16 protein-coding genes are annotated in these 22,919 nt (G+C 59.5%); 10 read left to right on the forward strand and 6 right to left on the reverse strand.

The genetic code is table 11. The features are described from left to right. The first annotated feature begins 69 nt into the window (after positions 1–69). On the forward strand, positions 70–522 hold the full coding sequence (locus DKW72_RS09910) for a CopD family protein (protein WP_111642199.1): 453 nt from the start codon (positions 70–72) through the stop codon (positions 520–522). Between the two features lie 5 nt (positions 523–527). Here DKW72_RS09910 and DKW72_RS09915 read toward each other — a convergent pair whose 3' ends face one another. Then, positions 528–1,007 (reverse strand): DUF2231 domain-containing protein, encoded by a 480-nt coding sequence (locus tag DKW72_RS09915; protein WP_111642200.1) that lies wholly within the window; start codon positions 1,005–1,007, stop codon positions 528–530. On the opposite strand from DKW72_RS09915, the gene coxB reads away from it, so the two are divergent. Genes coxB through DKW72_RS09935 form a run of 4 tightly spaced genes read left to right on the forward strand, consistent with a single transcriptional unit; the run spans position 954 to position 5,398 of the window. Then, entirely contained in the window at positions 954–1,763 is an 810-nt protein-coding gene (gene coxB / locus DKW72_RS09920; RefSeq protein ID WP_111642201.1) for a cytochrome c oxidase subunit II, read from the forward strand. The two genes, DKW72_RS09915 and coxB, sit on opposite strands and share 54 nt — an antisense overlap. After that, positions 1,756–4,260: a cytochrome c oxidase subunit I gene (ctaD, locus tag DKW72_RS09925; RefSeq protein ID WP_111642202.1), complete on the forward strand. Its 2,505-nt coding sequence runs from the start codon at positions 1,756–1,758 to the stop codon at positions 4,258–4,260. The genes coxB and ctaD overlap by 8 nt, the downstream gene beginning before the upstream one ends. Further along, a complete protein-coding gene (locus DKW72_RS09930) occupies positions 4,257–4,613 on the forward strand; it encodes a hypothetical protein (protein ID WP_198411302.1) in 357 nt (118 codons plus the stop codon). Before ctaD ends, DKW72_RS09930 begins: the two co-directional genes overlap by 4 nt. Then, a complete protein-coding gene (locus DKW72_RS09935; protein WP_111642203.1) occupies positions 4,604–5,398 on the forward strand; it encodes a cytochrome c oxidase assembly protein in 795 nt (264 codons plus the stop codon). The genes DKW72_RS09930 and DKW72_RS09935 overlap by 10 nt, the downstream gene beginning before the upstream one ends. Before the next feature lie 44 nt (positions 5,399–5,442). On the opposite strand, the gene DKW72_RS09940 is transcribed toward DKW72_RS09935, so the two are convergent. From DKW72_RS09940 to DKW72_RS09955, 4 genes are read right to left on the reverse strand one after another with little or no spacing between them, the layout of a single operon-like run. Beyond that, on the reverse strand, positions 5,443–6,411 hold the full coding sequence (locus DKW72_RS09940) for an alpha-L-glutamate ligase-like protein (protein ID WP_198411312.1): 969 nt from the start codon (positions 6,409–6,411) through the stop codon (positions 5,443–5,445). Positions 6,412–6,440: 29 nt separating this feature from the next. Next, positions 6,441–7,988 (reverse strand): inactive transglutaminase family protein, encoded by a 1,548-nt coding sequence (locus DKW72_RS09945; protein ID WP_111642205.1) that lies wholly within the window; start codon positions 7,986–7,988, stop codon positions 6,441–6,443. Beyond that, positions 7,985–8,773, reverse strand: coding sequence for an ATP-dependent zinc protease family protein (locus DKW72_RS09950; RefSeq protein WP_111642206.1), 789 nt, complete (start codon positions 8,771–8,773; stop codon positions 7,985–7,987). The genes DKW72_RS09945 and DKW72_RS09950 overlap by 4 nt, the downstream gene beginning before the upstream one ends. Positions 8,774–8,827: 54 nt before the next feature. Beyond that, positions 8,828–9,709: a lysophospholipid acyltransferase family protein gene (locus tag DKW72_RS09955; RefSeq protein ID WP_111642207.1), complete on the reverse strand. Its 882-nt coding sequence runs from the start codon at positions 9,707–9,709 to the stop codon at positions 8,828–8,830. 247 nt (positions 9,710–9,956) lie between these two features. Between DKW72_RS09955 and glyQ the strand changes: the two genes are divergently transcribed. The 5 genes from glyQ to DKW72_RS09980 all read left to right on the forward strand — a co-directional run bounded on the left by glyQ (position 9,957) and on the right by DKW72_RS09980 (position 15,147). Beyond that, on the forward strand, positions 9,957–10,904 hold the full coding sequence (gene glyQ / locus DKW72_RS09960; RefSeq protein WP_111642354.1) for a glycine--tRNA ligase subunit alpha: 948 nt from the start codon (positions 9,957–9,959) through the stop codon (positions 10,902–10,904). 2 nt (positions 10,905–10,906) lie between these two features. Beyond that, the gene (gene glyS, locus DKW72_RS09965; protein ID WP_111642208.1) at positions 10,907–12,979 is read left to right on the forward strand and encodes a glycine--tRNA ligase subunit beta; all 2,073 of its coding nucleotides are present in this window, start codon (positions 10,907–10,909) and stop codon (positions 12,977–12,979) included. Between the two features lie 7 nt (positions 12,980–12,986). After that, on the forward strand, positions 12,987–13,523 hold the full coding sequence (locus DKW72_RS09970; protein WP_111642209.1) for a D-glycero-alpha-D-manno-heptose-1,7-bisphosphate 7-phosphatase: 537 nt from the start codon (positions 12,987–12,989) through the stop codon (positions 13,521–13,523). 18 nt (positions 13,524–13,541) lie between these two features. Further along, on the forward strand, positions 13,542–14,273 hold the full coding sequence (locus tag DKW72_RS09975; RefSeq protein WP_232522370.1) for a lysophospholipid acyltransferase family protein: 732 nt from the start codon (positions 13,542–13,544) through the stop codon (positions 14,271–14,273). A gap of 238 nt (positions 14,274–14,511) precedes the next feature. Next, positions 14,512–15,147, forward strand: coding sequence for an Npun_F0296 family exosortase-dependent surface protein (locus tag DKW72_RS09980; RefSeq protein WP_111642210.1), 636 nt, complete (start codon positions 14,512–14,514; stop codon positions 15,145–15,147). Positions 15,148–15,319: 172 nt separating this feature from the next. Here the strand turns inward: DKW72_RS09980 and DKW72_RS09985 are convergent, their stop codons facing one another. Further along, a complete protein-coding gene (locus DKW72_RS09985) occupies positions 15,320–22,852 on the reverse strand; it encodes a pectate lyase family protein (protein ID WP_111642211.1) in 7,533 nt (2,510 codons plus the stop codon). Positions 22,853–22,919: the final 67 nt, after the last annotated feature.

Consider the following 22,919-nt stretch of genomic DNA (forward strand, 5'->3'; position numbering starts at 1 on the left):
CGGACTTGACCTACGCTTTAGATTGCTGAGCAAATTCCCCACGAGCCAATTAAGGAGGCCAAACACCCAATGCTGTGGTTTTTGGCGTTGCATATTGCCGCCATGTTGTTTTGGGTTGCGGCATTGGTGTACCTACCTGTGCTGATCGCCGGCGCGCAACGTAAAACCCTGGCGCTGACGGAATCCCCTCGCCATCATGCATCGTTGGCCCGCTTCGTCTTTACCCATATTGCCGGGCCCGCCGCTATCACATCGATCATTGCCGGCACCGCTGTATTTCTGCTCAACGGCACCACCAGCCCCTGGCTGATCGCGAAGCTTACGCTGGTGGTGTTGTTGGTGATCATACATGCCTTGCTGGCGTTCCTGGTGATGCGCCTGGAGGTTCTCCAAAACGCCTCCTTCGAGCCCCGCGGCCCGGTACAACCTTGGTGCACCATCGCGCTGGTGGTGATCATCACACTGATCGTCAGTATTTTTACGTTGGTGCTGGCCAAGCCCGACTGGGAGGTGACCCTGTGAGAACGTCAGGGCTTCACATCCCGCCCCATGGCTTCTTCGATGTCGACACCCACGCCATGCTCGTACACCAGCTGACCGCCAAGGTAACCAGCTGCGCCGATCAGTGCGGCCGTCAGCAACGACAGGTACAAGCCCCAAGGGAAGATATGCGCGGCGGGGTCGCCATAGCGCAGCAACCAGTTGAGCGAGGCGAGCGACAGCACCATTATCGCGAGCATCCCATGACACCACGCGGTCACCAGGCGGCGAATCCGCCCAACCGTCACCAGATCAATCAGGCCGACAGTCCCGGAGATCCAGCCGCCTACGGCGCCCACGCCCGCAAGCCACAAGCCCAACCGCGCCCAGAAGAAATCACCGGTCAGCCAGTAACCGATATCGCTGCCCACCAGCCCGATCAGGGCGGCGACCGGAAAGTGAATCAACACCGGATGAATCGGGTGGCCGAACACCGCCATGCGGCTGCCAATAGGTTGTGCGGGCATGGGACGCCTCGTCAGAGTAATGAAAATAGATGGTCGCTTAGAAGCCTAGCAGGCCCGCTACTGTTTGGCACACTCTTGCTGCTCTCGGGGTGCGACGGGCCGCTCTCCTCCCTGGATCCTGCGGGGCCCTCGGCGCGCTCGGCAGCCTGGCTTTGGTGGGGCATGTTCGGCTTTTCGGTCGTGGTCATGGCCGCGCTCTACGGTCTTTGGTGGTACGCCATGCGCCGCGACCCGGGCGAGATCTCCGACCAACAGGCTCAACGCCATCAAAACCGGTGGGTGATCTGGGGCGGGCTGGCCCTGCCCATTGGGAGCATTACCCTGCTGCTCGCCTTCGGTATTCCCGCCGGGCACCGAATGTTGCCGCTCCCGCCTGCAGAAGGTGAAGCGCTGGTGATTGAGGTGAAGGCGCACCAGTGGTTCTGGCAAGTGCGCTATCCGGAACGTGATATCGAGCTGATTAACGCGCTCGTGATCCCCGCCAATACGCCTGTCGACATCCACCTGACCACCGCCGATGTGATCCACTCGTTTTGGGTGCCGCGCCTGGGTGGCAAATTGGACACCATTCCCGGGCGCACCAATGTGTTGCGCCTGGAGGCGGATCGCACCGGCGACTTTCACGGCCAGTGCGCTGAGTTTTGTGGTGCGGGCCATGCTCATATGCCCTTTGTGGTCACCGCAAAAAGTGCTGAAGACTACCAACAGTGGCTGAACAACCCGGACGCACGTACGCAGGGAGACCGCGATGACTGATCCCCGTGCGCGCCATCAGGCGTTCGAAAAGGTCTGGGGCAATCTGCCTGGTTTCGGTACCCTCGCGGCAGTAAACCACACCTCCATCGGGCTGCGCTTTATGGTCACCGGGATGCTGTTCTTCCTGGTGGGTGGGCTTCTGGCGATGCTGGTGCGCACCCAGTTGGCGCTGCCGGAACAGGAGATTATCGGGCCCGAGGCCTATAACCAGTTCTTCACCATGCACGGCACGGTGATGATGTTTCTGTTCGCCATTCCGGTACTGGAAGGCCTGGCGCTGTACATGATCCCCAAGATGATCGGCGCCCGGGACCTGGTATTCCCCCGGATCAGCTCCCTGGGTTACTACTGCTATCTGTTCGGCGGACTGATCATCCTATCCAGCCTGTTTCTCGGCATTGCGCCCGATTCCGGCTGGTTTATGTACACCCCCCTGAGCAGCGCGGAATACGCCCCCGGGCCCGGCTCGGATTTCTGGCTGCTGGGGATCACCTTCGTGGAGATTTCCGCGATGGCGGCGGGGATTGAACTGACCGTCTCGATTCTGCGCAGCCGGGCACCGGGCATGACCCTGACCAGGATGCCGATTTTCTGCTGGTACATACTGGCCATGGCGTTGATGATCATCTTCGGCTTTCCACCCCTGATCCTCGGCAGCATTCTGCTGGAACTGGAGCGGGCGGCGGGCTGGCCCTTTTTTGAGGTCGCCGGTGGCGGCGACCCCCTGCTCTGGCAACACCTGTTCTGGCTCTTTGGGCACCCGGAGGTCTACATCCTGTTTTTGCCCGCCGCCGGTATTGTCTCAACCCTGATTCCGGTATTTGCCCGCCGTCCCCTGGTGGGCTATCGCTGGATTGTGCTCTCGATTCTGCTGATCGGTTTTATCAGCTTCGGGCTCTGGGTGCACCACATGTTTACCGTCGGAATTCCGCAGCTGGCCCAGGCCTTTTTCTCCGTGGCGAGCATGCTGGTGGCGGTGCCCACGGCGATTCAGGTATTCGCCTGGCTGGCGACCCTGTGGACCGGACGGGTGGCGTTCAGCTTGCCCATGCTCTGGATCTTCGGCTTTCTGATCATCTTTGTCTGCGGCGGCCTGACCGGGGTGATGCTGGCACTGGTGCCCTTCAATTGGCAGGTCCACGACACCCACTTTGTGGTGGCGCATCTGCACTACGTGCTGGTGGGCGGAATGTTTTTCCCGCTCATGGCCGGGCTCTACTATTGGCTGCCCCACATTTCCGGGCGCATGCCCTCGGAACGCCTCGGGTACTGGGGTTTCTGGCTGACCTTTATCGGCTTTAACGCCACCTTCCTGCTGATGCACCTGACCGGCTTGTTGGGCATGCCCCGGCGCGTGTATACCTATGAGGCCGGACTGGGTTGGGATTGGCTCAACCTGCTGTCCTCGGTAGGTGGTTTTATCATGTCCGCCGGTATCGCGTTAATTCTGATGGATCTGTTGCTGCATTTCCGCTTCGGCAAACCCGCGTCGCGCAACCCGTGGAACGCGGATACCCTGGAGTGGGCCACCAATACGCCACCCAGCGCCTACAACTTTGGCAGCATCCCCGACATCGATTCCCGCCACCCGCTCTGGGACGATCCGGGCCTGCCTGACAGTATCGCCGCCGGAGATCACCACATCCCGGAAATCGACCACGGACGGCGCGAGCTGCTGGGGACCGATGCCATCGGTGCGCGCGTGCGGGAGGTCATGCACATACCCACAAATTCCTGGTGGCCTCTGTGCGCCGCGCTGGGGCTGGCACTGGTGTGCATCAGCCTGCTGGTGCGGGTCTATCCGCTCGCACTGTTCGGTCTGGTCATTGCCGGTATCTTCCTGTTCCGGTGGAGCTGGGAGAATGGCGCCCACCCCAAAGCTGCGCCGCTGGGAGTCAATGAACGCACAGACCCACCGCTGCACTCGCGCACCACCGATGGCCCGGGGCGCTGGGGCATGATCGTGACCCTGATGGCAGACGCGACCTTATACCTGTCACTGCTTTTCGGCTGGTTTTATCTGTGGACAGTATCCCCCGACTGGCGCCTGCCGGAGGAGACACGCCTGAGTACCAGCGGACTGATGGCAACAGGTGTACTCTTGACCCTGACAGTGTTCCGCTACCGCCGACTGACCGAACGTCTTCGTGCGGGTCAGGACAGCGGCTTGTGGCCCGCGAGTGTGCAAACCAGCGTGCTTGCACTCCTGCACCTGGGCAGCCTGATCTGGGTGATCGCCAGCGCCGGGCTCGAACCTGGCGCGTTAGCCCACGACGCCGTACTCTCGGTCATGCTCTATTACTTGCTGTTCCACAGCCTGGTAGCGACGCTGGCCAGCCTGCTGCAAAGTGCGCGCATCAAACTGGGCTACGTAAGTGCTCACTTACCCTATGAAGCCATCGTGCTCAAGCCTTTCTGGATCTATACGTTGGCCATTTTCTGGATAAGCTACACCGCCTTTCTGCTTCTGCCGCTGGCGTGGGGAGGCTCACCGTGATTCGGCGGCTCTGGCAGCCTACCCACCCCGTTCACACAACCCTCGGGCTGTTGCTCTGGGCGCTGTGGTTTGTCGTCCTCTACGGGGGCCTGTCGATTGTGTGTGCCGTGGCGCCTCCCGCCGCAGCGTCGGGTGCCTTGACCGGGCTTAACGGCGGGCTCTTGCTGCTCACCGCCACCGTTCTCGCCCTGCTCGCGATCATGACCTGGCGCTGCTGGCGGGCGGGCAAGGCCCAAGCCCCAGGCAGCAGTGAGCGCTTTATGGCACGGCTCGGCGCGGGAGCTCACGGCGTCTCCGCCCTGGCCACCCTGTGGATCGGTCTGCCCGTGGTGGTCTTACCGCCATGCGTCTAGTTGCGCCAGCACTTCTGCTCTGGAGCCCTGCTGTTCTGGCCCACAACCCCTTCACCAGTACCGGCGAAGATCAACTGGCGGCAGCCCTCACGGGCATTCTGCTGCTGGGCTATTGGGGGCTCTACACCTGGGGCAGTTGGCGCACACGGCCGTCGCCCGCGCGCCAAGTCACCTTTCATGTTACCGCCGTGCTCGCGTTTGCCGCGCTCCTCGGCCCCCTCGACGACTGGGCCAAAACCAGTACCGCCGCCCATATGACCCAACATATGCTGTTGATGGTGGTGATTGCGCCGCTCTGGGTGCTGTGCCGCCCTCTGCCCCAATTAACGGCGGTGAGTGGGCGCTTCCTGACCCGGCTTTGGCGACCGGGCTTGCAGCTGGCGGGCAAACCGATGCTTGCCGCGTATGTGCACGGTTTTATGATCTGGTTCTGGCACCTGCCCTATTTTTATATGCTGGCGGTGGAGAATGTCTGGTGGCACGCCTTTGAACACGCCTGCTTTCTGATCACAGCCGGTATCTTTTGGTGGGCAGTCTTGCGGGCGAGTAGTGCGCGCACGCCCTGGGTGTTGGTGGCGCTGCTTTTTACGTTGATGCATACCGGCTTTTTAGGGGCGATACTGACCTTTGCCAACAGTCCCCTGTACGGCGAAGCACGCAGTCTGCAAGACCAGCAATTGGCGGGGTTGATCATGTGGGTGGCGGCTGCGGTGCCCTACATTCTGGGATGCACCTGGGCGGGCTATCGCGGGTATCAGCAACTGGTGCGTGCGCACCACCTATAACCCTTTAAATACAGAAATAATATTGATCGCAATTATTGCCACTGTTATTGGTGGCGCCCAAACGTCCTTATGACATAGTCCACCCGATCCTCGGCGTCAGCATGCGGCGGCCGATTGCTCAACGGCTTGTGATAACCCGGCAGTATCTTCCAATGGGTGCGAATCATGGCTTCGATATGGCGCAGACGCGGTAACAGGCCCTCGCCGTTGGCCACCTGGATAGACAGGCCCGGGCGTGCATTGAGCTCCAACAGCTGCGGCCCGCGACTTTTGTCGAGCACGATATCGGTACCGATATAGCCAAGGCCGGTCATGTCATAGCAGCGCGCCGCCAGAATCATCAGTTGGCGCCAGTCACCAATACGGATTTCATTGAGGGGTTTATCGGTATCCGGGTGGCGTTTGATCTTCTGGGCGAACTGTACCGCATGCAGGCAGCGGCCAGAGCCGATATCCAGACCCACGCCCACCGCCCCCTGGTGCAAATTGGCCTTGCCATCCGAAGCGTGGGTGGCCAAGCGCAACATCGCCATTACCGGATACCCTTGAAACACGACGATGCGGATATCGGGCACCCCTTCGTGGGAATAGCCTTCAAAGCTGTCATCGAACTCAATCAGATCCTCGACAATCACCACATCCGGCTGGCCACTCAGGGAGTACAAACCCGCAAGGGTGTTGGTCATATGCCGGCGGATATCCTCGATGCCAATCTCGGCACCGGAGGCCTTGACGAATTTGTCGCCATGACGCCCGGTAATCACCAGAATACCCTTGCCGCCCGAGCCCTTGGCGGGCTTGAGGACAAAACCATCGAAATCGTAAAGCTTGCGCTCAATATGACCGATTTCGTGCTGTTGGCTGACCACAAAACGCAGCGCGGGCATGGCCAGGCCGTAGTCCTCGGCCAATAGCTTGGTTTTGAGCTTGTCGTCCACCAGGGGGTAGCGTTCACGCTCGTTGTAGCGCCCGATAAACTCCCGGTTGCGGCAGTTCATCCCCAGAATGCCCATACGCTTGAGGCGCCAGGGGCTTACCCACTTCACGGGCGCTTCTCCTCGGGTACATCAGGTGCATCGTCCACCATATCGTGAAAGCGGCGCAGCTCAGTCAGCTTATAGCCGGTGTACTGGCCCATCACCATGATCAACGCGAGGATCACCAGATTCAGTTCCGGGAAGTTGAACGTCAGATGATTGGACAGGGGCAACTGCATCAAAAGATAGGCCAACACGGCAACAATCAAGCTGCCACCGCCCTGGGTCACGACCTCCTGGGGCCCTTCTTCTTCCCACAGGATCGACATCCGCTCGATCGTCCAGGCGATGATGATCATCGGGAAAAAGGTGATGGTCATCCCGGTGTTGAAACCCAACTGATAGCCCACCAGGCTGAGGATCGAAATCAGAAAGATCACCAGCACGACCAGTGTCGCGATACGGGGCACCAGCAACAGGTTCAGATGAGACAGATAGCTGCGCAGCAGGAGGCCCAGGCCGACAATCGACACAAAGCTGATCAGGCCCGGAGCCAGGGAGGTCTGAAGAAACGCGAGGGCAATCAGGATCGGCATAAAGGTGCCCGAGGTCTTGATCCCCACCAGCACCCGCATAAACACGACCACCAGAGCGCCGAGAGGCAACAGGAATAACAGCTTGAACATGCTTTGCTCTTCGATCGACAGGCGGTAAACCCCGAGCAGAGCAAAGGGACTGTCGCTGTGCTGGGCCTTGGCCAATTCCAAGGCCGGCACGGTCTGCCGAATCATGGAAAAGCTCACGGTCGACTGACGCCCACCGATAACGTCGAGATAGGCCTGGCTGCCCTGGTGCCAGAGCACCAGGTTCTCGGGGATGCCCTGCTGACCAGTCACCGGGTTGAACGCTTGCCAACGATCGTCGCTGTAGATTTCCACCAAGGGTGTCAGCGCCTGACGCCGCCGGGCATCCTCGACATAGAGGCCCATGGACAGGCGCGCAGGCACGCCAGCCTGATTCATTAAGCGCTCGAGGCTACTCGCAACACTGCGACTGGATAGCAGCAGTTCAGCGTTCTGATCCAGATCGCTGCTGGTCAAACGCTTGCTCAGTTCACGCGCCAGGCTCTCGGGCGTACTGGAGGTTTGCAGGGCTTGCTCAAGGAGCTGGTTAGCCGCGGTCGCTTCCGGCTCCTCCCAGTACACATCGCGCGCACGAGGTGCTTGGTCATCGCGCGCACGCGCATCCCGGGTATCTGGTTCGGCCACAAACTGGGCTTTGTAGTAGAGGGTTTGTGGACCACTGGCTTCGCGCCGGGTCCACTCTCCGCGGCGCTCACCGTTGTGTTCAACGATGGAGAAACCATAGCCGGGAGACGCCGCCTGCTCGGTAAAAATATCAAATCCCGGCGGACCGGCTGGCAAATCGAAACTGACCTGTACCGAATCACCCAGGGCAAAAAAGTCGATGCGCGCTTCAACCAGCCAGACTGACTGGGTCTCGTTGGGGAAAAAGGGAATCTGCATGGCCTGGTGTCGCGCCCAGGCGGTGCCCAGTCCCCCGAGAACCAGTGCGGCAATAATCAGGTAGAACGGCAGGCGCATCTGGTTCATTCACTGCCCCGCCCGTTCCTGTCAGAAGTCTCCGGCGGGACAAGGGGTGCAAAGTTCTGCTTGCTCACATCCACCATCATCACGTCGCGTAGGATATTGCGGCCAATCAGCACCGGAAACTCCAGATTGGAACGATCCGACAAGGTGAACTCCGCCACTTGGGTAATGCGTCCCAGGGTAATCCGCATCTCCACCACCGGGCGGCGCTCGGCCTCTTCGGCGCTGGCCTGAATAATGCGCACGCCCCTGGCCCGCTGACGCTCAAATTGCTGATCCTCACCCGTTTCCGGATTTCTGACGGTGAACCGGACCCAGTTGTCGCCGTTGCGCTCAAAAGTCTGAATGTCCCGGGCATCGAGTGACGAGGTGGTGGCACCGGTATCGATGCGCGCCCTCATGATGATGTCTTCGTTGGTGAACAGAACATTCTCAATTTCCCCCACGATCTGCATATCCAGCTGACGATCAGTCAGCTGCTGCTGATAGTGAGGCTCTGCCGGCTGCGGGCACTCAATCTGTTCCCGTCGCTCCTCCGCCAGCGTGAGAAACTCTCGCAGGCTGGTGTATTCCTTGTGCAGTTCAAAACTGTCCCGCAGCAGCTTGAGGCTCTCGCCCAGTTGCTGTTGTTGAGCCTCGAGTATCGGTTGGTATTGAGCCTGCGCCATCAAGCACTGCTCGGCGGCCTCAAAATCGGCTTTTTTGACCAACACCCGGTCGGTACTGGAGCAGGCCGCCAGCGTAGCGGCGGCGGCGAGCAGCACGAGGGATCTGGGAAGATACTTCATCAGGTTGTCCTGTTATTGATTCATCGCGTAGGCATTTTTCGACGTAAGAACGCATCAACGGTCATAAAACCGCGGGTAACCTTCCGGCAGCCGATGGAAACGCTTGTATTCCCACTGATATTGCGCCGGAATCGTGCGCACGCAGGCCTCAACGCTGGCGTTAAGCGCCGCCACCGAAGCCTGAACGTCGTCGCCACCCACCCCGGGCTGACAGGGACGAATGACCAGTTTGAAGCCCTTGGGTATACGCTCGGCGAACACCATCAGAGGTACCGCGCCCGCGCGGGCGACCAGATTGTGTACCAGGGTCATGGTCAAAGCTGGCTGGCCGAAGAAGGGCGCAACTTCGGCACCGGAATCTGACTCTGGTATTTGGTCCGGCAAAATGCCGACCAGTTCACCCTTTTTCAGGGCTTTTAACAATTGTGATACACCGCGCCTGTTGGTGGGCGCCATTTGAATACCCGCCTTGCTCCGCCCTTTTAGAATGAGCTTGTCCATACCGGGAATTTTGGGGGGTTGGTACATGGCCGTAAACGTACCGTAGCGCGCGAGCAGGCCTGGAATGACTTCCCAGTTGCCCAGATGAGGCGCGATAATCAACACCCCCCGACCTTCTGCCTGCGCCGCCTCCACCTGCTCGAGTCCGTCAATGGCGAGGGTGTGACGCACCAACCACTCGGGCGAGCGCTGCCAGACCACGGCGGCCTCAGCGGCCGTTTTGGCGGTTTCCCTCAAGCTCGCCCGGGCCAGCGCCCGGCGCTGCTCTTCATCCAACTCGGGAAAACACAGGGCCAAATTGACCTGGGTTACCCGAGCAGATCGCCCCCCGGCACACCAGGCCAGCCACCCCACCAGATTGCCCAGGGCGCGGCTGACCGGCAGGGGTAAATACCCCATCGCCCGGATCAGTTTTGGCGCGAGCCAATTTTTCATACCATTGCCTCAGTACGTACGATCGCACGGCATCGAAATGCCGTTTTTTCAGCGCGTAGCTTACCGGAAAAGGGCGCTTGGCGACACGTTCGCACCCGCTTTTGCCCCGATATCGGGGCCTTGGCCGTACCAATAGTGCCCCCGTACCAGTATAATCCCGCTCTTTTAGAGATTTCCCATGCCGGAGGCAGGTACCGTGAGTAACAGTCAGCCATCCCAAGGCGCTAACCCCGCCACCACCGCCCACGTGGACGTGTCCACCTTTCAGGGTCTGATCCTTGCCCTGCAAAGCTACTGGGCCCGTCAGGGGTGCGTGATTCTTCAGCCACTGGACATGGAAGTGGGCGCCGGCACCTTTCACCCGGCCACCTTTCTGCGCGCTATCGGCCCGGAAACCTGGTACAGCGCCTATGTCCAACCCTGCCGCCGCCCGACCGATGGCCGCTACGGCGAGAACCCCAACCGCCTCCAGCACTACTATCAGTTTCAAGTCGCCCTGAAGCCCTCACCGGACAATATCCAGGAGCTGTATCTCGACTCACTGCGGGAGCTGGGCATCGACCCGCGCGTACACGATATCCGCTTTGTGGAAGACAACTGGGAATCTCCCACCCTGGGCGCCTGGGGCCTGGGCTGGGAGGTCTGGCTCAACGGCATGGAAGTAACCCAGTTTACCTACTTCCAGCAGGTGGGTGGCCTGGAGTGCTACCCGGTCACCGGCGAGATCACCTACGGCCTCGAACGCATCGCCATGTACCTGCAGGGCGTGGATTCGATTTTTGACCTGGTGTGGACCATCAGCCCCGACGGCGAAAAAGTCACCTACGGCGACGTCTTCCATCAGAACGAAGTGGAGATGTCGCGCTTCAACTTTGAAGAAGCGGATGTCGAGTACCTGTTCCACAGCTTCGACGTGTGCGAGCGCGAGAGCCAGCGCCTGATTGAAAAGGGCCTGCCCCTGCCCGCCTACGAAATGGTGATGAAGGCCTCCCACGCCTTTAACCTGCTCGACGCCCGGCACGCTATCTCCGTGACCGAGCGCCAGCGTTTTATTCTGCGGGTACGCACCCTGGCCCGGGCCGTGGCCCAGGCCTACTTCGACGCCCGCCACAGCCTCGGTTTCCCGCTCGCGCCGGAAGCCCTGCGCACTGAAATTCTCGCCGCCGAAGCGGCCAAGATCAAAAAAGAGGCCTGATCATGAGTGCAGATTTTCTGGTAGAGCTGGGCACCGAAGAACTGCCCCCGACCGCGCTCAAGACCCTGATTGGGGCATTTCAGGAAGGCGTTATCGCCGGCCTGCAACAACAGGGACTGGAGTTTGGTGAGGTCCGCCCCTATGCCACGCCCCGTCGGCTCGCCCTGCTGGTGTCCGATCTGGATGAACAGACCCCGGTGACCGAACAGCAAGTGTGGGGGCCACCGGCCAAGATTGCGTTTGATGCCGAGGGCAAGCCCACCAAAGCGGCCACCGCCTTTGCCGCCAAAAATGGCCTTAGCGTGGATCAACTGGAAACCGCCAACGACGGTAAAGCCGACAAATTGGTGGCCCAGCAAACCACCGGTGGCCAACCCACCTGCGAACTGCTCGGCCCCATCGTCGCCGACGCCCTGGCAAAACTGCCTATCCCCAAGCGCATGCGCTGGGGTGCCAAACGCACGGAATTTGTCCGCCCGGCCCATTGGCTGGTGATGCTCCTGGGCGATGAGATCGTCGATGCCGAGGTGCTCGGCCTGAAAGCCAACCGCGTCAGTCGCGGCCACCGCTTCCAGTGTCAACACGAGATTGTCATCGACACCCCCGCCGACTACGCCCGCACCCTGAAAGACAGCGGCTGCGTGATGGCCGATCTGGCAGAGCGCCGAGGCATCATCCAGCAGCAGGTAGAGGCCGAGGCCGAGAAGGTCAAGGGCATCGCTGTGATCGACCCCGACCTGCTCGACGAGGTCACCGCACTGGTGGAGTGGCCGCAGGCGCTGCTGGGTAACTTCGAGAAGCGCTTCCTGGCCGTGCCCGCCGAGGCGCTGATTGCCTCCATGAAAGAGCACCAGAAATACTTCCACGTGGTGGATGCCGGCGGCGGGCTACTGCCCCACTTTATTACCGTTGCCAATATCATCAGCACCGACCCCACCCAAGTGATCGACGGCAACGAGCGGGTCATTCGCCCGCGCCTGTCGGACGCGGCCTTCTTTTTCGAGGCCGATAAAAAACACTCACTCGCCAGCTTGCGCGACAAGCTGAAACCGATCGTGTTCCAGGCGCAGCTCGGCAGCATTTACGACAAAACCGAGCGTATCGCCGCACTCGCCGTGCATATGGCCAAGCAGCTGGAGGCCGACACCGAACTGGCGCAACGCGCCGGTGAGCTGTGCAAATCCGACCTGGTGACCCTGATGGTGGGCGAGTTCGACAAGATGCAGGGCATCGCCGGTTACTACTACGCCCACAACGATGGCGAGCGTGACGAGGTTGCCCGGGCGATGAGCGAACAGTACCTGCCGCGCTTTGCGGGCGATGCACTGCCCGAGACCCCCACCGGTACGATCATCGCGCTCGCCGACCGGCTGGATACCATCAGCGGCATCTTCGGCATCGGCCAGCAACCCACCGGCTCCAAGGACCCCTTTGCCCTGCGCCGGGCGAGCGTGGGTGTATTGCGCCTGTTGGTGGAGAAGCAACTGGATCTGGACCTGCGGGAGTTGCTGAACCAGGCGATGGACCAGCACACCGGCATCAGCGCCGGTGACGAACGGGTCGAACAGGTACTCACCTATATGCTCGAGCGCTTCCGGGCCTGGTACGAAGACGCCGAGATTCCCACCGAAGTCTTCCGCGCGGTCGCCGCCAAGAACCTGAGTGTGCCTCTGGATATCGATCAGCGGGTGAGAGCCGTGTTCCAGTTCAGTCAATTGCCCCAGGCTCAGGCGCTGGCGGCGGCGAACAAACGGGTGTCGAACATTCTGAGCAAATCCGGCGAACCTAAAGCCGCGCTGGACAGCGGGTTGCTGAAAGAGCCGGCGGAACAGACCCTGGCTCGGGCACTGGCGGAGAAAGCCGAGAGCGTCGCCCCGCTTTTCAGTGCCCGCGAATATACCCAGGTGCTGGCGAGTCTCGCGGACCTGCAAGAGCCCGTCGACAGTTTCTTCGATAACGTCATGGTGATGGCCGACGACCCGGCGCTACAGGCCAACCGCCTGGCCTTGCTGCAACAGTTGCGCGATCTGTTCCTGCAGGTTGCCGACATTTCCCAACTGGCACCGGCCAAGTGATCCGCTCATGAACCTGGTCATTCTGGAGCGCGACGGCGTCATCAATCGCCGCCCCACCGCCGAGCAGGCCGGTAGCTGGACACCCCTGCCGGGCAGTGTCGATGCCCTGACCCGACTCCACCGGGCGGGCTACACCCTGGTGATCGCCACCAATCAGAGCGGCCTGGGGGACGGCAGTCTGTCGCTGGATCAACTCGAGCACGAGCACGCGCAACTGACCGAGGCCGTGGAAGCGGCGGGGGGCGAGGTGGCGGCCATTTTTTACTGCCCGCATACCGACACCGACCAGTGCAAGTGCCGCAAGCCCATGCCCGGCATGCTCGAAGCCATCGAAGCCGAATTCAACCTGTCCGTCACCGACCTGCCGGTGATTGGCGACGGGCCAGAGGATATTCTGGCCGCCCGCGCCAAAGGTGCCCGCCCCCTACTGGTGGGTACCGGTCGCGGAACCCACACCCGTCAAAGCCTGCCCGCTGAACAACAACCGGAATTTTTTGCGACCCTGGCTGACGCTGTGGACACCTTATTACAAGAGAGAGACTGACTAGAGGGAGCCTTCACCGTGTTGTATCGCAGTTGGCTATTTATCCGATCGGTGCTGTTTTACCTGGCCTATTACGGTAGCGGCGTCATCTACGGCACATTCAGCGTGATCGTCTGGGGGCTACACCTGCCCTACAGCGTCCGCTGGCGACTGATCAACCCGTGGACCCACCTGGTGATGTTTTTCCTCCGGGCAATCTGCGGCGTGCGCGTGGAGATCCGGGGCGACTATCACAAGGACGCACAGCCGTTCGTGATCATGTGCAAACACCAGAGTACCTTTGAGACGCTGTTTTTACAGTGCCATTTTGGGCCCGTGAGCACCATTCTGAAGAAAGAGCTCCTGCGTATTCCTTTCTTTGGCTGGGGCTTGTCAGCCCTCAAACCGATCGCCATCGACCGCAGCAACCCACGCCAGGCCCTGCGCGATGTGCGCAAGAAAGGCGTCAGCCGATTGGAGGAAGGCATCAATGTGATGATCTTTCCGGAAGGCACCCGCATGCGCCCGGGGGAAGTGGGCAACTATGCCCGCAGCGGCGCCGATATCGCCATCAGCGCCGGCCGGCCAGTACTGCCCGTGGCCCACAATGCCGGTCGCCACTGGCCGGCAAGAAATTTTATCCTCCAGCCCGGAACCATCACCGTGATTGTCGGCGAACCCATCAGCTGTGAAGGCAAAGATAACAAGCAGGTCACTGAAGAAGCCAAGGCCTGGATCGAAGCCCACATGCTTGAGATCAACGACGGCTAGAAAGTGAGGGCAGACAGGCCCTCAAGCCCGGAATTAGATACTGAATGAACCGATGACAGCTCTAAACAAAGGGCAATCGACATCGGGGAAATTGAGCCGTCGATATAATTTACATTCCGTCCGAATGCTTTTGGACGAAAAAGCATAGTGTTTTGTTTTTTATGGTAAAACCCGCGATGGCGCGTATTTTGCCTTAGTTCATGCTCCACTCAGCCAGTTTAGTCTCAAGGAGTTCGGCATGAAAAAGGTACTTTTAAAAATCACTAGCGCCATGTTTGCCCTCAGCCTTGCGGCCGGTGCACAGGCGGCAATCATCACGTTGTCTGGGCCCGGCGTTACGACGACATCCGTAGCCGGCGCTACCGTTGTAGACTTTAACGACGGCACCATTGGCGCCTATACCGCCTCCAGCGGCGACTACGCCATCGTGTCTGGCAATTTGGGCGGCGTCTATGCTGAGCCTCTCGGTACAGATGCTCCCTACCTAACTGTACCGCTCGACCAATCATCAGGTTCCGCAACATTTGACCTGGGCTTTAGCGCCAACTACTTCGGCCTTTACTGGGGCTCTATCGACGCCTACAACTCCATCAGCTTTTGGTCAGGTGGCAGTATGGTCGACAGCTTCACCGGTAGCGATATCGTATCACCCGCTGACGGCGGTCAAGGCAGCACTGATACCAACCGCTATGTGAACTTTGACTTTGGCGCCATGAGCTTCGACCAAGTCATGCTTTCCAGCACCAGCTATGCATTTGAAAGTGACAACCATGCTTTTGCTCTGGTTTCCGTGCCGGAGCCGGGTGTAGTTGTTCTCTTTGGGCTGGGCATACTCGGACTCGGGCTTTCTCGTCGCCGTGCACGCAAAGCGTAAGAGCTTCGCAATTTTGGGCGCCAGGATGAGCCCAAGTTAAGGACAACATTTTACGGATAATATCTAAACCCGCTTCGGCGGGTTTTTTATTGGTCTTGCACAGTAAAACGGGGCCAGAGTCAATTGATAAATCAATTGGCTCTGGCCCCGTTGAATTGCCTTTGAGTTGACGTTACGGTGCTTCGAAGCTCCGGCCGGCGTGCTGGGGCACGATACCCGGAACGGCACTCGCATCATGGACGACATGCTGGTAGCTGTAGGGGACTGATATGCTCGAATCGGTATCGTGCATATGGTCGTCCGGGCTGTTGACCAGAACGTTATCCACTACGCGCCAATAGCCGGGATCCGGGCTGCCGTAAAAGTGCCCAACGGGCCCCTTGATGTAGCCGGTGTTGCCATCGGCTGTCCCGGTACCAACGTTCTCGAAGTAATTACCCTCCACCAGCACGCGCGCGCCCATACGGGCATTGATCGCGGTGTCATGAGCATCGTGGAAGTAATTGTTGAGCATGTGCACATTGGCAAAGCGTATCAGCGGAAGACGCGACTTGATGTTGTAAAAGTAGTTGTGGTGATAGGTCACATTGTCCGCCGCCAGGCTGGCGTTATCGTCGTGGCTCAGGAGCATCCCCTTGTAGTGATCGCGGAAGATATTCCAGGACACAGTGATATTGTGGGAATTGCGCTTGATATCTACCAGACCGTCGTAATCGTCTTTGTAGCTGTCATCGATGTTGCCGTTGGAATCATAAAAAATCCCTGCCGCAAAGAACTCGTTGCGATCGATCCAGACGTTGCGACTGCCCTCAGTGATCTCGATAGCTGTACCCGAACCGATAGCGACATGGTGAATCATCAGGTTGCGAACGATCACATTGTGTACGCCATTGAGGGTCATACCAATTCCATCAAACTCGCCCTGATCGCCGACACCAATAATTGACACACTCGATTGACGCTTCATGTCGATTTTACTGGTGCCGGAGTTGGACGGCGTAATCTTGCCGGTGATGTAGATGGTCAGGGGCTTGGGCGGATCGTCCGGGCGATGGCGCTGGTGGCGCTCCTGCTCGGACAAGGCCTCTTCCAGGTCGGCACCGTTGTCCAGATAGAGGATGATGCCGCCGTTGTAAGCGTCATCAAACAGGGCATCGCGCATCGCGCTGCGGCTGTAGGTGAGCACCGTGGGGTTACTGCCCTCGCCCCCCGTGACACCACCGTTCAGGGTGGCGTAGCCGATCAGACTGTAGTCAACATCACCCGGCGCGACCGGCGCACTGCTGCTCGACGAAGACGAACTCTCGCTCGAACTGCTGCTCTGCTCTTCACTCGAACTGGAGCTGGAACTCGAGCTTGAGGAGTCACCCGTTGGCGGGTTCGCGCAGTCGGTGTAATCATCCGATGCACCGTAGCCCACCACACAGCCCAGGTAGGGCGGCAAATGACCGGCCACATCGCTGGGGGTAAAGGCACCCTGGTTGCTCCAGGTCACCCAATCCAGCTCGGCTTTATAGGCGTGACTGCCGCCATCACCGATACGCAGGTAGTTGTCGCCATCGGAGACGGTTTCGCGCAGCGTGATCTGGGTCCGCTCGATCAACGGCGTGTCGTCGCCATCGATGTACACCCGCACATCGCCCACACTCGCCGAGTGCAAGGTGACGCTGATCTGGTAGACACGGAACTCATTCATCGCCAGGCCGTAGGCGTTAATGGAGCTGCCGCTATCCGCCTGCTCCAACTGCACACCCTGGTTGCTGCCATCCGCACGCAGAATAGCTTTCAGGCGACTGCCGCTTTGGCCCGGATCCGCAAAAGCCATCTCAAACTCAATGACTCTGGCGCCGTCACTGTTGCCTGTAACCCCGGCCAGAACCGTCAGATGTTTTGGATAACCCGGCGCAACCACATCATCCATACGGGCATAGAGTCTATCGCCCCCATTGGCGGTTGAATCGAAGGATACGGTTCCGTCACCATTGACCACAAAGAAATCCGCACCACTGGGCTGATCGTTGTTGGCATAAAACTGACTCAAGGTCACCGTATCGTCCAGCACCACCGAGCCGCTGGCCATGGGATGGTAGTTGCCGTCGAAGTAGCTCCAGCCTTCGCCCGTGGCGACCTCGCTGGAACTCGAACTGCTGCTCTCGCTTGACGATTCGCTGGACTCACTGCTGGATGACTCCGAGCTGCTGCTCTCGGACGAACTGCTGTCACTCGACTCAGAGGATGAGCTGTGCTCGGAGGAGCTGCTGGACGATGAACTGGTGCTGCTGTCAGACGACGAGCTGCTACTGGAATCATCCGCGCCGTATTCATAGGCTCCCATATCCGGCGCGCTACCGACATAGTGCTCATCGATACCGACACCGGCATTGATCAACGGGCTGTCTGAGCGGGGACGCAACAGATCGATGGTCGGCAAGCTCCCATCCGCACTGCGCGGGGCGATGGCGAGATGAGTGTCAACACTCTGCAACATGCTTGCGCTGGGTGTGAATGAGGCCTGCCAGCTGTTGCCACCCTGATCAATACCCGACGAGGGCAACTGCACGGCGCCATCAATACTCAGATTGTTATAGAAGTAGTGACTGCCACCGCTCTGGGGACTGTTGGGGAAAGTGAAGTTCCGGCCATTGTTGAAGGCCGTGTTGTGCACCAGGGTCAAAGCGCCGGTGTTGTTATTGTGGTCGAAGCCCTTGGCATTGCCACTCACACCAAAGTTGTTGAAGGCCAGGTTGCGCGCGACCAGATGATTGCCGGGCAGATGGTTACCGCCGAGTTTGAAGCCGTTACCACCGCCGTCAAAACCGCTGGGGTTGCCAAAGACATCGCCATTGCCATTCCCGAAAGCCCAGTTGTTCACCAGGTAGATCCGGTTGGTGGCCATCCAGAAGTCGAAACCATCGTCCGAGTTCTCCCAGGCCCGGTTGCCATAAAACATGTTGCCCGGCCCGAGCGCCTCATATTTCGCAGCGAAGCCATCGGCCATATTCCCGACCCGGCCGCGCATATTGAAGTTGCGGTAGCTGTCGTTATTCAGGAACAGGTTGTGAGCCCCATCCTCCAGATGGAAACCGGTCAGGCGGTTTTCAAACGCCACACAGCGCTCAATGATGTTGTGACTGCCGTGAATACGGAAGCCGTTGCCACCGGCACGGGTCAGGTGCAGGCCGATCAGGTGCCAGTAGTTACCATTGATGCGAATGCCGTCCCGCCCGGCTTGCTCTTCCTGCGCGTCAAAGTTGAACACCGGTGTCTCACCCGGATAAGCAACAACCGTTATCGGCTTGTCCGCGGTACCGCTGCTGTTCACATCGATGCGGGTGTCGTGGTAGTAGGTACCACCGCGGACAACGATGACATCACCCGGCTGGGCCTGACTGACCGCATAGTTCAGCGTGGCGTAGGGCTGGTTTTCGCTGCCCTGGTTGCTGTTGCTGCCGCTGGTGGCAATGTACAACGTGCGGTCGCCCGACGGTATACCCAACGGCGTCGGTGCCGGCGACGGGGGAATCACAGCACCCGAGGGGCTGCTACTCGACGAGCTCGAAGAGCTTGACGAACCATCGGTTACGCCGGCGCCTTCAATCCGCAGCGCGGAGATATGAATCTCCGCACCGGATTCGGCGCGAATCTGCAGGAAGCCACCGGTCTCCTTGTAGCCCCGGTAGCTGTCAAACACCAGCGTGCCACCATTAGGGTCAAGGTTGAACTGCCCTTCGGCCGGATTATGGCTGGCGCCGACACCCGCGCGTACGGCACGGGAGTCAAACTCATGCACCGAGTTCGCCTGCCCGGTCGTGTTGTTGTCCAGATAGATAAGGAACTCGCTACCGCTGGCATAGCTGTACTCCATCACGATTCGGTAGGGGCCGGACAGGTCCAGAAGACCGCCCACGTCGACACCGTCTGTTGTTGCTGGCGTCCCCGGGGCCATCCCCACGGTAAAGCGGGCATTGGTCAGCACCAGGTCGTCACCCACCAGGCCGGTATTGCTTTCACCCGCGAGGAAGTAGACCATCGGGTCTGAGTAGATACTGCCCGCGCTGTAGGACCAGGTGACATCCGATCCGCCGGGGTCACTGGAGCTGCTCTGGCTGGATTCGCTGCTTGATGACTCGGAGCTGCTACTGTCACTTGAGCTGGAGCTGGACGAGCCTTGGCCAGGACCAACGCCGCCTTCATCGCCATAGTCGCCGTCGGCAATCATTTCCGGCGTTGGCGCCGGCAGGAAGGAGCGTCCGGCATACTGAAGCACGAGATCCCGCGCCGAGTGTGCATCCTGCATCAAATGCTGATAGCCATAGGCTGGTTCGGGTGTAGTCACCGTCGAGGTCATGTGATCGGTCGGGCTGTCGATCACGACGTTGTCGATTACATCCCAGTAACCGGTATTGCTGCCGTACCACCAACCCACAGGACCCTGAACCAGGCCACCTTGACTGTCGGTGTTGCCACTGCCCACATTGTCAAAGTAGTTTCGCTCAACGCGCACCACCGCGCCTTCCCGGGAATTGATCGCCGAGCTGGCAATGTCCTCAAAGACATTGTTGAATATATGGGTCGTCGCATAGCGAATCAGCGGAACCCGGCTGTTCAGGCGCGCAAAGTAGTTGTGATGGTACGTCACATAGTCCGGCGCCGCGCTGGCGCTGTCGGAGTGACCCAACAACAGCCCTTTGTAGTGGTCCCGGAACACGTTCCAGGAGACCGTCACATGGTTGGTGCCGTGCTTCATATCCACCAGACCGTCGTAGTCGTCTTTACTGCTGTCATCCAGAGACCCGTCCGGATGGTAGAACAAACCCGCACTGAAGAACTCGTTGCGGTCGATCCAGATATTGTTGCTGTAGGCCACTTCAATACCGGTGGCCGCACCCGACTGCACATGGTGAATCTGGAGGTTGCGGATGATGATATTGCTGGCATCGATAATCCGGATGCCGAGGTCGTGTAGCTCACCCCGGTCGCCATCACCAATGATGGACACATTGGTCTGACGCTCAATCCGTAACTGGTTGTTCGAGCCGGTAGGCGTCAATTTACCGGTCACGTAGATGGTGATCGGTGCGTAGGGCGGCGCAAAATTACTGTCGCGGTGATGGCGATCGTTCTCAAGGAGAATTTCCCCAAGGTGATCCGTATCGTCCACGTAAAACACCATGCCGCCGGTGTAATGGCCACTGCGCAAGGCGTCCCGGAGTTGATTGTTGGCCGAGCGATAGTCCACCACGGTCGGGTTTTCACCCCACCCGCCGGTAACACCGGTCGTGGGAGAGTTGTCGGTACGCCGATCACGCGCAGGCGAGCCCGTGCCGGTCGCATAACCGGTAAGACCAAAGTCCGGGCCGCTGCCGCCCGGCTCAGAGGAACTCGCGCTACTGTCGCTGGACGAAGCACTGGAGTCGCTGCTGGAAGAATCGGAGCTACTGCTGCTGTCGCTCGAGTCAGAAGACGAGCTGTCGCTGCTGGCACTGGATTCTGACGAGGAGCTGTCGCTACTCTCCGAGGACGATGAGCTACTGTCATCGTCGTCAATCAGGTCCAGCTTGCCAACACCGGCGTACTGCATCACCAGCGCGGGCACGTCGGCGGCGGCATCCAGGTCGTAGGCGTAATAGCTTGCCGCGTCGAAGCCGGGTCCGTCACCCAGAAACAGATCGTGCGCCTCGTCGATCACGATATTACTGTCGGCCCAGGTGATCTTGGTACCGTTGTAATTTTTCGTGGTCCGGTTGGCCCAGTTCACATAGTTGCCTTCCGCATGAATGCTGGATTCATGGCCCATGCCGATAAAGTAGTCGGTGATGGTGTCGGCAAAGTTGTTGTAGATGTGAACCTCACCAAAACGCACGCGCGGATTGCGCGAGTCGGTATTCTCAAACCAGTTGTGGTGATAGGTCACTCGCAGGCGGCCGGTATCCTGTGCGGCACGGTTATCGGCATGACCTACGAGAGACGTCTTGTAGGTGCCAATAAAGTGGTTCCAGGAGACTGTCACCAGATCGGAGCCCCGCTTGATATCCACCGAGCCATCCGCGGCATGCTCGAAGGTATTGTGATCGATCCAGACATTGGTGGTGTAGCACTGGAGATTGATGGAATCGTCACCGGCATTGATGAAGCGCAGGTTGCGCACGATCACATTGGTGGTGGGCGTAAACAGCCCTTCGTGCTGAGGCTCGCAGCGATTGCCGTACTGAGCGATAGTTTGGGAATCCCAGCCATTGAGATCAAAACCAAAGCCGTCGATGACCGCGTCAGTACCCAGGCCAATAAGGGTTTTGTTGGACGGCACCCGCAACATGTGCGGAGCGCCGCTGGGGGCGGTAATGCTACCGGCAATCTGAATCACCCGTGGGGCGTGATCTCCGTCTTGCAGGTAAGCGGCCAAATCCTGGTAGTTGTCGACCGTGACAACCTCACCACCGGCGCCACCGGTGGTGCCGCCATTCAACGTGGCAAAGCCACGCATGCTCGGGTCTGGCTGTGCCCCGGTTCCCGGCTCGCTGCTGGAGGACGAGCTTTCACTGCTGTCTGAGGACGAGCTGTCACCTTCGGGAGGATTCGCACAGGTCGCGTAGTCATCCGACTCGCCGTAACCAATGACGCAACCGAGTCCCGCGGGCAGATTACCCGCCAGTTCACTCGGTGTGAAAGCGCCCTCATTGGACCAGACGACCCAATCGATATCGGCTTTGTAGGGGTGACTGCCGCCATCGCCGATGCGGACATAGTTGTCCCCGCTGGCTACTGTGCTGCGCAGGTTGACGTTATTCAGGGAAATCAACGGCTGGTCATGGCCGTCGATGTAGACCGTCACATCACCGCGATCTGCCGAATGCATTGTGACCGCGACCTGATAGACGCGGAAGCCGCTCATGTCCAGGCCATAGGCATTGACGGAACTGCCACTGTCGGCCTGCTCAAGCTGAACGCCCTGATTGCTGCCATCAGCTCGCAGGATTGTCTTCAAACGACTGCCCTGTTCGCCCTCGTCGGCGAACGCCATCTCAATCTCAACGACCCTTACACCGTCGCTATTGCCGGTAACACCCGTCACCAGCGTGAAGACCTTCGGGTAGCCCTGATCGACCACGCCGTCCAGACGGGCGTAGAGTCGATCGCCGCCATTGGCGGTCGAATCAAAGCGGACGGTGCCGTCACCGTTGACCACAAAAAAATCAGCGCCCTCAGGCTGGTCGTTGTCGGCGTAAAATTGCGCCAGGGTTTCACCGTCGGCCAATGTCACCGACCCGTTCGCCATGGGGTGATGAGTGCCGTTGTAGACTGTCCAGCCCTGGTTGTCGCCACCGGGCGCCGGATCGGGGTCGACCCCCTCCAACCAGCCGTATTCATCAGGCTGATCTTCCACGCAGGTGGTCGCGCCTACGCAGCCCTGGCCATTCTCCCAGGCCCAGCCTGTGTTCGTGGTTTCACAGACAGGAAAGGTCACACCCCACCACACACAACGGGGGCCATCGTCAAAGCTCGACAAGGTAAAGAACCCGCCCGGGTCGGAAATTGAAGCGTCGGTATTATCGTCAGAGAGGTCACGAGAAGTTACTTGTGACGGGTCGCTGTGCGCGACTGAGGGTTGTTGGGGATTAACTTCCGTTGTACTGCCACTACCACCACAGGCAGACAATAGAAGACCCAGGAGGGCGATGCCTCCAAAACGTCTTATAGATTGCATGGTTGATTTCCTGGTCTCGTTTATATTTTTTGTACTGCGCCAGGGATTATTCAAGGTCTGTAATCGG

The organism is Marinimicrobium alkaliphilum, assembly GCF_003259155.1.
Lineage (GTDB): Bacteria > Pseudomonadota > Gammaproteobacteria > Pseudomonadales > Cellvibrionaceae > Marinimicrobium_A > Marinimicrobium_A alkaliphilum.

What these genes read in the sequence shown, in the direction of transcription:
- DKW72_RS09910 (WP_111642199.1), top strand. Translation starts at nt 70, where the DNA reads ATGCTGTGGTTTTTGGCGTTGCATATTGCCGCCATGTTGTTTTGGGTT.
- coxB (WP_111642201.1), top strand. Translation starts at nt 954, where the DNA reads ATGAATCGGGTGGCCGAACACCGCCATGCGGCTGCCAATAGGTTGTGC.
- DKW72_RS09915 (WP_111642200.1), bottom strand. Translation starts at nt 1,007, where the DNA reads ATGCCCGCACAACCTATTGGCAGCCGCATGGCGGTGTTCGGCCACCCG.
- ctaD (WP_111642202.1), top strand. Translation starts at nt 1,756, where the DNA reads ATGACTGATCCCCGTGCGCGCCATCAGGCGTTCGAAAAGGTCTGGGGC.
- DKW72_RS09935 (WP_111642203.1), top strand. Translation starts at nt 4,604, where the DNA reads ATGCGTCTAGTTGCGCCAGCACTTCTGCTCTGGAGCCCTGCTGTTCTG.
- DKW72_RS09940 (WP_198411312.1), bottom strand. Translation starts at nt 6,411, where the DNA reads ATGGGCATTCTGGGGATGAACTGCCGCAACCGGGAGTTTATCGGGCGC.
- DKW72_RS09945 (WP_111642205.1), bottom strand. Translation starts at nt 7,988, where the DNA reads ATGAACCAGATGCGCCTGCCGTTCTACCTGATTATTGCCGCACTGGTT.
- DKW72_RS09950 (WP_111642206.1), bottom strand. Translation starts at nt 8,773, where the DNA reads ATGAAGTATCTTCCCAGATCCCTCGTGCTGCTCGCCGCCGCCGCTACG.
- DKW72_RS09955 (WP_111642207.1), bottom strand. Translation starts at nt 9,709, where the DNA reads ATGAAAAATTGGCTCGCGCCAAAACTGATCCGGGCGATGGGGTATTTA.
- glyS (WP_111642208.1), top strand. Translation starts at nt 10,907, where the DNA reads ATGAGTGCAGATTTTCTGGTAGAGCTGGGCACCGAAGAACTGCCCCCG.
- DKW72_RS09970 (WP_111642209.1), top strand. Translation starts at nt 12,987, where the DNA reads ATGAACCTGGTCATTCTGGAGCGCGACGGCGTCATCAATCGCCGCCCC.
- DKW72_RS09980 (WP_111642210.1), top strand. Translation starts at nt 14,512, where the DNA reads ATGAAAAAGGTACTTTTAAAAATCACTAGCGCCATGTTTGCCCTCAGC.
- DKW72_RS09985 (WP_111642211.1), bottom strand. Translation starts at nt 22,852, where the DNA reads ATGCAATCTATAAGACGTTTTGGAGGCATCGCCCTCCTGGGTCTTCTA.